The sequence below is a fragment of the Streptomyces gelaticus genome (assembly GCF_014649535.1).
Lineage (GTDB): Bacteria > Actinomycetota > Actinomycetes > Streptomycetales > Streptomycetaceae > Streptomyces > Streptomyces gelaticus.
This window is the reverse complement of the sequence record NZ_BMTF01000007.1, coordinates 354980-370133: the sequence shown is the minus strand read 5'-3', so window position 1 is coordinate 370133 and position 15154 is coordinate 354980. Positions and strand designations below refer to the sequence as shown.

Sequence of the window (15154 nt, the reverse complement as noted above, 5' to 3'; positions counted from 1 at the left end):
GCGTCCACCACGCCATGCTCGGCATCGCCCGCCTCCACAACCTCACTCTCGCCGGATGACTGGGAAACAACGCTGGTCAACCAGCATGCCGTAGATCATTTACGGGACAGCGCTTAGGTGCTTCGTGAACAGGCGAGGTGCTGGCAAGAGGCCGCTGTGCTCCGTGCGTACTGCACGGCATTGGAATGCCGTATCGGCGAGTTGGGCGGTGCTGTGGGTGAGTCGGCTTTGGACTCGGCCCGACGCTGGCTGCAATGGGCAAGGCGGTATGTGAGGTCGATCGACCCCTTGAGTAGGCTCCCAGAGACGTCGTACACATGCGAACCCACGCCGGAGGAACTCAGCTGTACCTCAGGGGATGGAGCCCCACGGACCGGAGCGGCGAGACTGACTACAGGGCTTCACGCGTTGCCGATGACGGCGCACGTGGAGTGCGTCGCCATCCTCGAACCGGCCGCAAAGGGCCCCTGACCTGGGGTTTGTGCGTGCGCATTAGTGCGGTGTGGGCGTTACGGGCGATATCTCGACGCTGAAATGAAGCCCATTGACACTCGTTCTGATGGTGCGTCACCTTACTGATCTTGCAGGTTGTGCCGGATAGAGGGTTGGGACCACAGCAGGCGAAGGGGGCGGCGTTGGGTTTCATGACCTCGGCGGTGAAGCGCGGAACGACTGCGTGCAGGCAGCGCATGACCACCTCGGTGCCCTTGAGTTTGCGGGTGCGCGGGTTGGAGGCGAGGTTGTCGATGGCTTCGCGCATATAGGCGGTGCGCACGGAGAGCTCGGGTTTCCTGTAGCGAATAGTGAGGAAGCGCTGCCCTGCCCAGGGCGTGGGGCCGTCGGGGAAGACAGAGAACCGGCTTGCTTGGTCGACTTGTTGGAGAAGTTCGGTAACGAAGCCGCTGAGCTGGGACACAAGGGCCTCACGCGCCTTGCTCATGCCTACGAGCTGGGCCGTCAGGGCTGCGGCAGCTCGGCGCTGCGCCGTAGTCCACTCACGGGCGACGGCCGGGATGTGCCGCCGGTCAAGAGCCGAGATCTGGTTACGCAAGAGGATGGCGAGTTGCTCGAAGCGGACGTCGGCGGCCTGGTCCTTGAGCAAGGACACGCTGCTTTCGACGCGGCGCTCGGTGCTGGTGAGCTTGCGCCGGGGGTTCTCGTAGCGGGCTGTGGCTTGTCGTACGGCGGGTCCCGTTTTCTTGGGGATGTACACCCTTCGGATAGCAGCGAACCGGTAACCCTCGTCGGCGCGATGTCGCTGGAAGGCCGTGCCTGTCTGCTTCCGCGACCCACGGGTTGACAGATCGTTATGAACTGGACAGCCTACTACTTCGCCGAAGCCCTCAACCTGCCCGGCCGCGCTCAGCAGCAACGAAATGGGCCGCCGACGGGGTCGGCGGCCCATTAAGAAACATCGAGGTTAGATCGCGTTAATCTTACTCTCCTTTCCATTGATCAAAATCAAAGATGAAATACATCTCATCCATCTCTGGCATGCTTCGGAGGTAAACTTGCACATTCCAACTTCCGGATCGCGGAAGATGAAGTGACTCTACGTTAGGGCTCTCCGGGTCTGAAATGCTGAGTACGCCCGAGTGGAAGGTCATCACTCCTTCAAATACTCGCTGCGCGCCCGAAATATTACTTCCCCCTACGCGCACCTCGACTCGAATATCCTTATCCGAGTTCCCCATGACGACTAGGCATCCAGGGAGGAAGAGGAATTCTTCTAGGCCGGTCTGCGCCCTAGGGTAATCGGTTGTATCGAAGTCGCAAAATACGACCATGCCCGTTGGTACGGTGTCCCGGAATATGCACACGCTCACAGTTGCCCCTATTTCATCCCGCCGAGTAAATTCCATACTTGACTTTCACGTTGATTACCGTAACGAGGAAAGGGTCACCCTTGCCCATCTTATTGGCTCTATAGAAGCTCCCGAGATCATTTCTTTGTATGATTTGCTCAGGCCTGAATGGGACCGCCATGGTCTGGGCTCCTATGCCCCCCTCCTGTGTACTGGCGAAAGGGTACTCGTCGCAACTCTGTGGCCCCCCCACGCCGCTTTACACCCGGCGAACTCGCGATTCCGATCCGCTCCTTTTGAGCTTGCCAGGTAGTGCAGGTAGAAGGGGTGGCCGCTATCTATGGCGGACTTATCGTTGATCGCTATCTTAGGGGTTCGCTTTCCGTCAACAACAAATACGGGAAGCTTTCTGCAGCCAGCCTCGCTGAGCCCTTGAGATGCAACGCATGCATCCACAAGCTCATCCCATTGATCTTCCGACAGTTCATCCGGCTTATCGAAGAACTTTTTCCAAACGTCATCCATATTGATATTAATATCCTTGGTCATTTTACCAAGAATCGCCGAAAGGAGTGGTGGAATCCGGGTGGCGGGAGGAGCCACCATGCCCACCTTGTATTCTTTTTGAGTTATCCGCTTAGGGCCAGCGCGGCCGCCACTTCTCGTCGTGCCAGACGTTCCCCCCTTCCCGATGGTGTAACTACTCGTGGCGTAAGTCGTTGACCCATCCGTATTGTTGCTGACCGGCCTCGAGTATTCCCAGGTCCAGGAATCTCCGGACTTGGACCAGGTTTCAATGCCACCGCCGCAGGAGCTCGAGGCACCACCACACGCTCCGTCTGGGCGGAGGCCGGTGGGGTCGGCCAGGGTGACGGGGGTGTTGTTGGCGTATGCGTAGCCGTTGAGGGACTCGTGGTCGTCGGGGGCGAGGACGGGGTCGACGGAGAGGAAGCGTCCGCTGGTCGGGTCGTATTCGCGGGCGCCGATGTGGGTGAGTCCGGTGTCGGTGTCGGCGGGTTTGCCGAGGAATCCCTTGTCGTCGGGCCAGGTCGACGGTGCGGTTCCGCGGCTCTCGCCGAAGGGTTTGGTGTAGCGGCGGGTGATGGTCTGGGAGATGGCGTCCACGCTCATTGAGGCGGTGCCGTGGTGGTCGTCGACCATCCAAGACAGGCTGGTCTCGGTGCGGACGGCGGTGGCGTCACCTGCCGGGTAGTAGCGCTGAGCGGTGAACTTCTTGGCGACCGTGTCGTAGTGGAGTTCCTCGCCGCCCAGGTAGAGGACGGTCTTGACGGGGCCGCGGCGTATCAGGAGTTCGCCGTTGGCGTCGTAGAGGTAGTCGGTGGTCTTGGTGCCCTCGGTGAGTCGGGTGAGTTCTCCTTCAATGTCCCAGGTGAGGTTCTGCGCAGCGCCGGTGGGGCCGTAGCGCTTGGTGGTGTTGCCCTGCTCGTCGTAGGTGTAGGTCTTGGCGGTGCCACTGTTGACGGTGACGGAGGTCAGGGTGTGGGGCTGTCCGGTGCCGGAGGCATTGACGGCAGGGTAGCTGTAGCCGGTCTTGGTGTCGCCGGTGGCCTTGTGCTCGGTCTGGGTGTCGCGCAGGCCGCCGGGTTTGTAGGTCCAGCTGGTCCAGTACGGGGCCGGCCCGCCGAGCGCGGACGCCGCGCGGGCGGTGGTGCAGTCGTTGGAGGACGGCGTCCACGCTTCGGTCAGACGGCGGTAGCCGTCATAGGCGAAGCACTGAGTGTCCTTGCCGCTGGCGTTGTCGGTGATCGACTTGACGTTGCCAGAGGCGTCGTAGATGTAGTTGGCGTCGCTGGTGTGGCCGGTGTTGGTCTGATCGGCAGTGTGGGTATTGGCCAGGCGGCGGGTGCCGTCCTCGTAGCGGTTGAGTATCTGGAGTTGCTTGGCACCGGTGGAGGTGCCCAGGAGGGTCTCCTCGATCTCGCCGTACGGGGAGTAGCCGATGTTCTGGACGTAGTCGGTCATGCCGTCGGTGCCGGTGAGCATGCCGAGGGCGTTGTAACTGTTGTCCACGGTCTCGGCGGGAAGACCGGCCACCGCTGGCAGCGAGGTGGACTGGACGGTTCCGTCGATGTTGTAGGCGGTGGAGGTGGTGAACGTCTGCGGCGCGCCAGCGACGGCGACCAGTGGGTCGGTGGCGGCGATGACGGTCTTGGTGCCCTTGGGGCGGCCGAGCGCGTCGTAGCCGGTGACGACCTGAGAGTAGATCTTGCCAGTGGTGCCTCCGACATAGCGGATCGACGCTGTCGGCTTGCCCTTGGCCAGCGAATCGTAGGTGAACTTGGTCAGCTGGTGGGCGTTGTCCTTCACCCCGTCCCAGGTCCCGGTTGTGCGGCCGAGCTCGTCGTAGTCGGTGATTACGGTGTGGGAGGAACCGTTGAGGGTGGTATTGACGGTCAGCGGCTGGTCGAGGTCGTTGTAGGTGGTAGTGACGGTGCCCTTGTCGGGGTCGGTGGAGGTGGTCTCGCGGCCGCGCAGGTCGTAGCCGTACGTCCAGACCGCACCGTCCGGACCGGTCATCTTCTTGAGCTGGCTGCCGGGGGTGTACTCGTACAGGGTTCGGGTGTAGTCGCTGCCGGTCGGGACGGGGCCGCTGTACTCGCGGCGCTCGGTGATCCGGCCGCGGGCGTCGACGATCGTCACGGTGCCGGTGCCGCCCTCGGCGGCGGTGACGGTGGTGCGGTCGCCCTGCTGGTCGGTTTTGGTGCGCCACTTTTCCTGGTCGTAGACCCGGAAGATCGATTCGGTGGCGCGGCCGGCGGCGTCGAAGACCGTCTCGGTGGAGGCGGGGGTGGAGCCGGGGTAGGTGTTGGCCAGGGTGCCTGAGGGGGCGTTGTTGTCGTGGATCTGGCTGTTGGAGATGTATGCCAGGCCGCGGTCGTCGTAGAGGGTTTCGGAGATCACCCGGCCGCCGTTGGGCGCGGGGACCTGCTTCTGGCGGGACCGCAGCAGGCTGTCGAGGATCTCGTAGGAGTTGTTGTAGGTCTTTCCGTCGGCCTTGAGGGCGTCGGTGCGGACCCAAGTCTCCTTGTCATTGTTGATGCTGTAGGCGTAGACGATGCTGGCTGCGTCGCCGAGCGTGCGGGAGCGGTCCGGCTTCCAGACCGACCGCAGGCGGCCAAGCGCGTCGAAGGACCACTCGGTGACGTTGCCGTTGGCGTCGGTCGTCTTGGTGGCCGTGCCCCAGGCCGGGTCCACCTCGGTGGTGGAGGTGTAGAGCTTGGGGTCGGTGGTGGTCTTGGAGGTCAGCGGGCCGTAACCGGTGTCGTCGGGGACGTAGGTGGTCTTGACCGTGCGGTTGAGGGCGTTGGTCGTGGTGAGCGGGCGGCCCAGCTTGTCGTAGGTGGAACTGGAGACCTGCTGGTAAACGGGCTTCTTGTCGAGCTCGCCATAGCTCGCCAGGCGGTAGGAGGTGGTGATGTCGCCCTTGGCGGGTGCCACCCCGACGGCCTGGTCGTCGTAGGCCATGGTGATGTCGGAGACGACGTCATCGGGGATCGACGGGGTGGCCGTACAGGGAACCGAGTAGGTTTCGGTGCGTGAGACCGCGTTCACCAGCCAGGTGGAGGCGGAGGTGTTGCGGGCGTAGGAGGTCCGCACGCACGACTCGTCGCCGGTGATGGCGGCGTCGCCGCTGTCCTCCACGGTGATCGGCATGCCGTACGTGGTGTCGTATGTGGTCTTCTGCTTGACCGTGCGGGTGCCGGTGGAGGTCTTGGTGCGGGTGACGGCCTCTCCGGCCTGGACGATCCAGGACGAGGTGGTGCCCCAGCCGTAGGTGTGGCTGCCGGTCTTGTGCGACCAGGGGGTGTTGATCGTGCCGCTGAGTTCGTCGGCGCCGTTGTAGGCGATGGTTTCGCGGACGAAGCCGGCGTACTGGCGGGAGTCGTCGATTGCGGTGCCGGTGGAGTCGGTGACCTTTTCTACGCGTGCGGTGCCGTCGAGCTCCTTCTCACCGTTCAGGCCGCGCATGTAGAGCGTCAGTTTCTTACTGCGCGGGCCCTCGGAGTCGCCGGAGGTCTGCACGACCTTGCCGTAGCCGCGCCACTGCGACCAGGTGCGGTTGGACGGCTTGGTCAGGCCCTCGTCGTCGGCGTAGGCCCAGCCTGCGCCGCCCTGGTAGTCGTAGTACGTCTCCCCAGTGTCGCCGTGGCCGTATGGGTCGTCCTGAAAGACGGAGGTGACCACGTACTTGTGGAACCAGTCGGTGACCGGCTCGGCTCCGGACTGGGACCACTTGACCGGGAAGCAGCGGCGGGTGTTCCTGTCGATGTCCGCTGGCATGCTCGAGCCCCAGATGCAGTCGGGGTCGGAGTAGTTGGCGGTGAGGGTGGAGCCGGTCTCGGACTTGATTTTGCGCACGCGCCATTTGATGTAGCGCAGGGTGTCCGGGCCGCTGCCCTCGACGTGGTTGGGCAGTTGCATGCCGTCGAAGGTGACCGGCGGCATGGCGGCCGTGGTGGTGTTGGCCTTGCCGGTGTTCTGGATGGACTTCAACCAGAGGCTCGCCGAGGAGGCGTCACCGGTGTCGGGGAAGTCCTGTTCCAGGTGCCAGGTGTCAACGTCCCGCTGGGTAGTGCCGGTGCCGGTCCACACGGAGGTGGTGATGTCGGTGAGGCGCTTGCGGGTGAAGAAGGATGGGCCGATCTGGGTGGTGCACTTGGAGTTGGCCGCGCAGATCATGTCGAAGGGCACGTCGGGCCAGTTGGCCTTGGTGTCCTTGGTCAGGCTGGTGCAGCCGCCTGAGGTGATGCAGCGCTCGGCGTAGGTGAAGCTGACCTGCTGGGCGGCGGGCTTGGAGTAGATCAGGTCGCTGCGCAGGCCGTAGTCGATGCGGTCGAGGTAGCCGCCTCGGGTGTAGCCGGTGCCGTTGACAGTGGTGTCGGCGTTCTTGGAGTAGTAGTTCGTCTCCTTGCTGTACCAGTAGGTGGAGGCGTTGTCGTGGGTGTCCACGACGTAGTCCAGGTTCCAGCGCCATGCCTGGTTGCAGGAGGAGTCGGCGAAGCCGGTGGACTTGTAGCAGGGCTCCCCGGAGTCGTCGCCGAAGACCGGGACGGTCCACACGGAGTTGGTGACCGGGTCGTCGTCGGTAGTGGCGGTGGTGCCCTTGTCGCTCCATTCGGGCATCCGGTGCTTGCCGAAGACGTACTGGGTGCCGGACGCGTCCGTGACCTTCCAGTACTCGGTGTTGTCGTCGCCGTTGCCGGTGGCGCCGGTCAGGTGCTCGACGCGGGTGCCGTCCTCGTTCTTCACCTTCCAGGTGCCGCCGGACGCCTGGGACAGAGCTGCGGCGTCGCAGGCCGCCTTGTCGGCACAAGTGTTGACGAGTTCGACGGCCTTGCCGTTCAGTACCAGGGTGGCGTTGGCGTACTTCCAGCACAGGTCGCCCTTGCCGGGCTGGCCGTCGTCCTTGCAGGAGCCGTACTTGCGCTCGATGTAGGACTCGGTGATTGAGAAGCCTTCGCCGACCACCGAGGTCTGGTTGTTCTCCCCAGCTGTGCGGCCGTCCACGGATGCGGAGTTGTAGGAGATGGACAGGTTCGGGGACGGGCCGGCCGTGGCCGGGGGAACCCGCAGCGGGTAGTTCCAGGTGAAGTCACCCGTACTGCCACCGGCCTCCCAGGTGGCGGTCGGGGACAGCGGGGTGGAGGCGTAGTCACCTCCACTGCCGGAGCTGTCGGCTGCTGCCGCCAGCAGCATCGGGGCACCGGCAGCGAGTGCGCGGGCGGAGACGGTACCCGTCAGCGTCTGCGATCCGGTGTCGTTGCTCGCGCCGGCTACTGGCTGCTGAGTGCGGCAGGACTCCTTCTCGGGGGTGGTCAGTGCACACGCCGGGAGCGTCACCAGGCGCAGGCGGGGACCGAAGTTGCCACCATAGACGTCGTTGAAGGTGGAGTAGTCCAGAGATACCCGGAGCCTGTCGGTATCTCCGGCAGCTTCTTCGGAGGGATCAACGGTGAGCAGGATCCCGTTGACACCTGCCTTCTTCGCGGCGGCCTGGGAGTGGACCCTGAGCGCCACCTCTTCGGCGGGGCCGGTAGCCACCGCTTCCGTCTTGGCCTTGGCCGACTTGGCTGCCGGGGCGGTGGGCTCCTGGGCCAGCTCCACGCCGAGTCCACCGACCGTGACGGCGGTCCCGTTGCTGGTCGCGGGGACCTTTGCGGTGGCCTTTCCAGCCTCCGGCCACGCGGCACTGTTCAGCCGCGCGCGGGTCTTGCCCGAGGCGGAGGCGGCCTTGTTCTTCGGGGCCTTGGACGCGCCGGGCTTGAACCTGCCTACCTTGTCGATCTTCGCCTTAGGCCGGTCCTCCAACTGCTTTCGGGCTGCCGCGGTCTGGGCCTGGGCGGCGAAGTCGTACCCCGAGGGGATCACAACTTGCGGAAGGACAGAGAGGGAGACGACGAGGGCTCCGCGGCCGAGCCAGCGGCGTATGACGGCCCCTGGCAAGCGCTTACGGAAGGGTGGCAAGGACACAGTTACTCTCCGTGTTCGATGGTGGGCGGGAAACGCTCCGGCAATGGCATCGGCGCCGCGAGCGCTGCTTGGGGCGTGCGCCCGTCAAGGCGCGTGTGCTACGGGAGACTTGGAGAAGCGCGAGGCGGCCCGGGCGCCGGTATCAGCAGCACCTGGGCCTGAACTGGTCGGAGATCGCGCAGTAGCGCAGGCACTCCGACCGTCCTCGCTTCTACCGCTGCTCGATGTTGTGCCGGTTGGCGATGTTGTCGGTGGAGGTGGCTCCGGCCCAGACGCGGACGCTGTCGATCTTTCCGGGGAAGTAGCGCGCGCCGGCGCCGTTGATCTTCGCCCGGCCGATCTCGAACGTTCCGCCGCCCTGCCAGGCAGTGCTGTACGGCACGCCGTCCTCGTCGCCCATCAGGGCGCTGTCGACGTACAGCCTGAGCGCACCGAGTTTGGAGGTGTCCTCGGGGTCGGCTGCCGCCTGGGCGTCGTAGACGACGCTCAGCATGACGGGCACTCCCAGCTGAGCGGTGGTGAATGCGGTGGATTCACTCTTGGTCCAGGCGGCTCCGGTGCCGTCCTTGTCGGGACGGCCGAACGTCCACCGTCCCTGGGCGCTGCCGGCCGGCTGCTCGTACCAGACACCCCAGGAGGACTGGCTCGTCCCCGACTGGCCGAACACCTGCACTGCGTAGGACTTGGTGGTGTCGGCGAGCTTGGCCGGGTCCAGCGTGACCCAGGCGGTCGCGGTGAACGAACCGGAGTCGTCGAGGAGCGGGCCAGCGGCGGTGGCGTAGGCGCTGGTGCCGTTCAGGGTCATCGACTGCGTGGTCGTGACCTCTTCGCCGATATCCGGGTCTCCGGTGGTGAACTGGGTGAGCGCGGCCCCGTTGAGTGTCAGGTTCCGGCCGAAGCCGCTGGTGTCCTTCACCGTGGTGCCGGCGGCGTTGGCCATGTCGGTGGCGTCCCACTTGGCGACGAGCGCCGGGACCGGGTCACCGGCGGTGCCGTCGCTGATGTCCTCGTCCTCCAGCCAGGCGTCATGGGCGACCTCGGTGTCCGCAAGCGTGCGAGACCAGACCTTGACCTCGTCGATGGTGCCGGCGAAGGTCTCCTTGCCGGTCGCCGAGGCCCACAAGCGGCCGACCTGCAGTCCGCCGGACGCCTTCCACGGGGTCACCGTGAACGGCACCGGCTCGCCCTGCGGGACGCCGTTGACGTAGAGCTGGATCGTCTGCGACGCCGCGTTGTAGACACCGGCGAGATGGGTCCAGGCTTTCAGAACCGGCGGTTTCGCTCCGATTGAGCGAGTGATCTCCGGATCTGAGACGTCCGTCTGGTGCCGGTTGAAGACCCAGGCGTTGGCGGCCGTGGAGTAGTACAGCTGGAACCCGGAGGCGTTCGTTCCCGCCTGGGACAGAACGGTGTAGTTGACGTCCTTCTTCTCCAGGCGGGCCCAGGCCGAGACGGTGAAGGACTTGGTGGTGTCCAGTACCGCCCCGGGGGTGGAGAGGTAGGCGCTCGTGCCGTTGAGCTTCGCCGCGCCGGAGCCGCTGCGGGCCAGGGTGTCCCAGGTGGCCCCCGAGGAGGTCAGCGGGTGCTGGGTGGCGGTGGTGGCGTCGGTGAGGGCGTTGTCCAGGTGCGAGATCCCCGAGGGCTTCTCGGCGCCCTTCACGAGGAAGCTGTAGTAGCCGGTGAGCGAGCTGTGTCCGGCCGCGTCGAAGCCCCAGACCTGGATGGTGTTCTCACCGGCCTGGTTGGGCGTGATCGTCTGAGTGGTGGCTGCGCCCTTGGCGACGGTGATCGGGGCGGAGACTACGCCGCTGTTCAGCTTCCACTTGTAGCTGACGACGTCCGACTGGATGCCGGGCGTGGTGGGGTTGGTGTCCGCGGGGGTGAAGGTGAACTTGCCGGATGTGCCCACCCCGCCGGCGGCCGGATCGGTCTCGGCCGGCTTGTAGACGCCGTCCGCGCTGGTCACCACCGGAGGTGGCGGCGAATCGGTGTCGACCCGGAAGTAGCACCAGGACGACCAGGTCGAGTCCAGGACACCGGTGGCTCCCCGGTCCGTCTTGTAGTACGCCTGCGTCTTGACCCGCATACGGTAGTCCGTCTGTGCCGGCAGCGCGCTGGAGGTCGCGTCGCGAGGGGCGTTGTCGGCCACCCAGGCGCCGTCCGGCGAGGCCGCGTACCAGGCGCGGCTGGAGCCGTCGGCCTTCCATACCTCGAACAGGGCGCGCACCTGGGCGTTGGAGCCGTCCGCGGACTGCACCGTGGCCAGCATTTTCGGTGTGGTGTCGCTGGTGGCGAAGGGCAGCGTGGAGGCGTTGCAGGCCCGCCCGGTGGTGCCCTGCTGGACGCCGTACGAGGTCGGCTTGTCCGGGTAGGAGACGTAGGTCACCGACAGCTTCGCGTCGTTGCGGAACCGCGCCCAGGCGGCGGCGTCGGACTCGTCGTGCGCGGTCAGCGAGAAAGTGATCTGCGCCGACTTGTTGGCGGCGTGGGACGCGAGGGTCGTCGTCAGATTCTCGTTCGTCTCCTCGCCCACGTTGTCGCTGAAGCGTACCCAGTTCGCCGGCTGCGACGGGTCGCACAGGCTGCCCCGGCCGTAGGCCACGTTCCGGTCGCCCATCAGGTCGTCCGCCGTAGGGCGGGTCGACCAGGTGGTGCTGGAGGAGATGCCCTTGTTGACGTGGCTCAGGTCGTACCAGTGCGGATCACATGTGAACGTCCACAGCTGATACACCTCCAGCGTCGCGTCCAGGATCTTCTTGCCGTGGATGGACGAGAGCGGGTACTCGAAGTACATGCGCTGGGTGTACGGGCTGCTGGAGCAGAGGTAGAGGGCGTAATTGGAGCAGCGCCCTACGCCCTTGTCCCCGTCGAACTCCCAGTACTTGGTGCCGTTGGAGGCCAGAGCCGTCCAGTCGCCCAGCGCGATGCCCTTGGTCGGCGGATCGATGTAGAGCGGGAAGACGGTGTCCTCGCCGCGGAGCAAGGCCGGATCAGGCGTGATCTCCAGGGTGGTGCCGACGATCTTGAGCGGAAGCTCGGCCGCCGCGTCACCGCTGCCGGGGCCCTCCGAAGGCACAGGCTCACCCCCGGCAGCAGGCAACGGGCCCGCCTCCGTTGTCTGCGACTTGCCCTCGGGCTCTGCTGGAACGGTGCGGTCGAGTTGCGTGGTGATGCCCGCTGCCGGAATGTCGCCGGCCGAGTCCCACATCCGCCCTGCCGGGCTCTCGAAGACCGGGGATCCGTCGCCGTCGCGCGCGACGAAACCGCCATCGGCTGTCGGGGCGATGTCCAGGCCATTGCCGGAGACGGTCATTCGGATCGTCTCGAGCGCCGGATTCTCAGATCGACGTCCGGGAGGACTCCGGCGTACGTGACGGCGTCGCCGTCGAGTTGGGGCTCCGGGAGCGCAGTGGGCCAGCCGAGCCGCAGCTCGTGTCCCTCATCCTTCAGCGTAAACCAGTCCATCCCCGCTGCCGCCGCCGGAGAAGGTGAGACCAGCTGTCGTGTTCTTCGCCCGCACAGAGCCGTTGGTCTCGCGAACGAGGGTGGTGTCGATGGGTGCCCAGGTACCGTCGTCCCTCCGGGCACGGACCGGAGCCGCGTTCATTTCCTGTGTGAAGGTGCCGTCCGGGTTGGCGAAGATCTGGGACGATTCGGTAGTCGCCCCGTCCACGGCCACTCGCTCACCGGTCTCCCCCGCGAGAACACTGGCCTTCGACTCAGGAGTCCCGTCGACCGCTGTCGAGGCCGCTCCGTCATGGGCGATTGCCGGGGTAGCTCCGACCCCGACCACCGGAATCGCGCTCCCTAGAAGCGCGACGGCTATCGTCCAACTTCGCACCGTCTGATGCCAGCTGTGCCTCCGTCCCTGAGTAAACACGCCCCACCCATCCCCTTAGTTTTTCTTTAAAAGAATCTGTGTGGATCATGTGTTGATCAAGCATGGTGGTCAACCGTGTCGTGCATCACATTGATCTATTTCGGCCAGCAGGGACCGCGACGAGCTGGATGAGACATCTCCGGGCTTGGTGCAGGCAGGGAAGGCAAGGCCGAGGCATCCGGGTGGAAATCGGAGCAGAACCGGACCGTCCGGCGGGAGTAACTCCTGCGCGGCCAGGGGCGCGCTGCACCAACTCCGTGCGACGGCCCTCTCGCTGCCCAATAAGTCGGTCTCAGTACTAGCCGGGAAGACCGACGGATTCATCCGGTATGGCGAATACGCCTGCGGGATCTCACAGTTCGAGGCCAAGCGGTTCGATAGCGCCCGGCTGATGCTGACGGAGTTCGCCGCCACGTACAAGAGGGGCAGACGCAGGGCGCGGGCCCGAGCTCGGGCCCGCCATCGCGACACATCGCTGGTGGCGATGGAGCTGAGGGCTTCGGGTGATCGAGTTGAAGATCCCAGAGATCTACTGGGGCGACGAGAAGGCTGTGAGCCTGCTGGGTGAGCACTTCACCCGACGACGCTCATGCGGCGACCTGTTCTATTCCGGCGCGTCCTTCGAGCGCCTGGGCGGGGGCGGGGACGCCGAGCACGTCGAGGACCGCTTCGACAGCAACGACATGGTGGCCATCACCACGCTCAGTGTCTTCCTGGAGCCGCATGGGGCGATCAACTTGCTGACCGACTCCGACGGGCACTGGGCGCGCCTGCTGTCGCTCATCCCTCGTGACGCATTTTGGAGGACCCCCGAAGTGATGCACTCATAGCGGAGGGCGGACCGGCGTGGGAATTCTGGGAACGCCTGGCTGGCACCAAGCAGTACCCCGGCAAGCTCGACGGTAGCGGCCCGGTTGTCGCAGGCAAACTGCTGGCACGCAAGCGTCCCCACCTCATCCCCATCTACGACATCTGCATCAAGCAGCTCTTTGAGCGACCGAAGACAGACCACTCCTTCTGGGCAGTGCTGGCTGCAGCTCTGCGGGCGCACAATGGTGCCTTCTATGATCAGTTGGCCCGTTTCCGCAACAAGGCGGGGATCGGTGAGGACATCGGCGTCCTGCGTGTGTTCGACGTCATCGCCTGGATGCATCAAGGACGGCAGGGGCAGGTCCCGACGAGCTGAGCTCTCGGGCGGAGTGCGGCGGGGAGGCGTAGGCGGAGGCCACCGAGCTGGCAGTCTGATCGGCTGCCCCCAAATTTGATGTGCTGCCGATGACTCATCATGTGGAGAGGGCGGTGTTCGTAAGCCGTCGTTCCTGGTTCAAAGTCCCAGAAAAGTCCCAGGGACTCCGTCACGCCCCTCCTCGCCTTGCATTTGTGCAGGTCAGGAGGGGGGTGACGGTGTTTCTTCTGCAGGCTTTCAGATGTCGCGGAAGATCTCGATCTGCGCGCCCACGGAGTTGAGGCGCTCCGCGAGCTCCTCGTAACCGCGGTTGATCACATACACGTTGCGCAGTACGGACGTGCCCTCCGCCGCCATCATGGCGAGCAGCACCACCACGGCGGGGCGCAGTGCGGGCGGGCACATCATCTCGGCGGCGCGCCACCGGGTCGGTCCCTCGACCAGTACCCGGTGCGGGTCCAGGAGTTGGAGCCTGCCGCCGAGGCGGTTCAGGTCGGTGAGGTAGATGGCCCGGTTGTCGTAGACCCAGTCGTGGATGAGGGTCTGGCCCTGGGCCGAGGCGGCGATCGCCGCGAAGAAGGGCACATTGTCGATGTTGAGCCCGGGGAACGGCATGGGGTGGATCTTGTCGATCGGCGCCTCCAGTTTGGAGGGCCGGACAGTGAGGTCGACCAGTCGGGTGCGGCCGTTGTCGGCGGCGTACTCCGTCGTACGGTCGCAGTCGACGCCCATTTCCTCGAGGACCGCGAGCTCGATCTCCAGGAACTCGATCGGCACCCGGCGGATCGTCAGTTGGGACTCCGTCACCACGGCGGCGGCGAGAAGGCTCATCGCCTCGACCGGGTCCTCGGAGGGGGAGTAGTCGACGTCGACGTCTATGTGCGGGACGCCGTGCACGGTCAGCGTGGTCGTGCCTATGCCGTCGATGCGTATACCGAGCGCCTCCAGGAAGAAACAGAGGTCCTGGACCATGTAGTTGGAGGACGCGTTGCGGATGACGGTGGTGCCGTCGTGGCGGGCGGCGGCCAGCAGCGCGTTCTCGGTCACGGTGTCGCCGCGCTCGGTCAGCACGATGGGGCGGCCGGGTGTGACCGAGTGGTCGACCTGGGCGTGGTAGATCCCCTCGGTCGCGGCGATCTCCAGGCCGAAGCGGCGCAGCGCGATCATGTGCGGCTCGATGGTCCGCGTACCGAGGTCGCAACCGCCCGCGTACGGAAGCTTGAACCGGTCCATGCGATGCAACAGCGGGCCGAGGAACATGATGATGGAGCGGGTCCGGCGGGCGGCGTCCGCGTCGATGGCGTCCAGGTCGAGCCGGGTCGGCGGGACGATCTCCAGATCGGTTCCCTCGTTGATCCACCGGGTCCGCACGCCTATGGAGTTCAGCACCTCCAGGAGGCGGTAGACCTCCTCGATCCGGGCCACCCGGCGCAGCACCGTACGGCCCTTGTTCAGCAGCGAGGCGCAGAGCAGTGCCACGCACGCGTTCTTGCTCGTCTTGACGTCGATGGAGCCCGAGAGCCGACGGCCGCCGACCACCCGCAAGTGCATGGGCCCGGCGTAGCCGAGCGACACGATCTCGCTGTCGAGTGCCTCACCGATGCGCGCGATCATCTCAAGACTGATGTTTTGATTGCCGCGCTCGATGCGGTTCACGGCGCTCTGGCTGGTGGCGAGCGCCTCGGCGAGCTGGCTCTGTGTCCAGCCCCGATGCTGACGGGCGTCACGGATGAGCTTGCCGATGCGTACGAGGTAATCGTCTGACATGACGAAAGGTTATCTCAGATATGA

Annotated in this window: 6 protein-coding genes and 1 pseudogene; 2 read left to right on the top strand and 5 right to left on the bottom strand. The window is 65.3% G+C overall.

All coding sequences use genetic code 11. The features are described from left to right. Window positions 1-391 precede the first annotated feature (391 nt). The 4 genes and pseudogenes from IE107_RS13905 to IE107_RS13890 form a co-directional block, all read right to left on the bottom strand. Complete coding sequence (locus IE107_RS13905) at window positions 392-1213, bottom strand: hypothetical protein (protein WP_189544047.1); 822 nt, start codon at window positions 1211-1213, stop codon at window positions 392-394. Window positions 1214-1839: 626 nt separating this feature from the next. After that, on the bottom strand, window positions 1840-2058 hold the full coding sequence (locus IE107_RS36110; protein WP_189544046.1) for a NucA/NucB deoxyribonuclease domain-containing protein: 219 nt from the start codon (window positions 2056-2058) through the stop codon (window positions 1840-1842). Then, complete coding sequence (locus tag IE107_RS13895) at window positions 1998-8255, bottom strand: RHS repeat domain-containing protein (protein ID WP_229866915.1); 6258 nt, start codon at window positions 8253-8255, stop codon at window positions 1998-2000. The genes IE107_RS36110 and IE107_RS13895 overlap by 61 nt, the downstream gene beginning before the upstream one ends. Window positions 8256-8508: 253 nt before the next feature. Further along, a pseudogene (locus IE107_RS13890) lies at window positions 8509-11976 on the bottom strand (LamG domain-containing protein). A gap of 704 nt (window positions 11977-12680) precedes the next feature. Between IE107_RS13890 and IE107_RS35755 the strand changes: the two are divergent. Together IE107_RS35755 and IE107_RS35750 are read left to right on the top strand one after the other, a co-directional pair. Continuing rightward, window positions 12681-13007 carry a DUF6308 family protein gene (locus IE107_RS35755; protein ID WP_268246591.1) on the top strand — a complete coding sequence of 109 codons (327 nt, stop codon included), beginning with the start codon at window positions 12681-12683 and terminating at the stop codon, window positions 13005-13007. Next, the gene (locus tag IE107_RS35750) at window positions 12977-13363 is read left to right on the top strand and encodes a DUF6308 family protein (protein ID WP_268246590.1); all 387 of its coding nucleotides are present in this window, start codon (window positions 12977-12979) and stop codon (window positions 13361-13363) included. The genes IE107_RS35755 and IE107_RS35750 overlap by 31 nt, the downstream gene beginning before the upstream one ends. Window positions 13364-13600: 237 nt before the next feature. Here the strand turns inward: IE107_RS35750 and IE107_RS13880 are convergent, their stop codons facing one another. Beyond that, window positions 13601-15130 (bottom strand): helix-turn-helix domain-containing protein, encoded by a 1530-nt coding sequence (locus IE107_RS13880; protein WP_189544045.1) that lies wholly within the window; start codon window positions 15128-15130, stop codon window positions 13601-13603. Window positions 15131-15154 lie beyond the last annotated feature (24 nt).

Coding starts and splice junctions, on each gene's coding strand:
- IE107_RS13880 (WP_189544045.1), bottom strand. CDS start 15,130: ATGTCAGACGATTACCTCGTACGCATCGGCAAGCTCATCCGTGACGCC.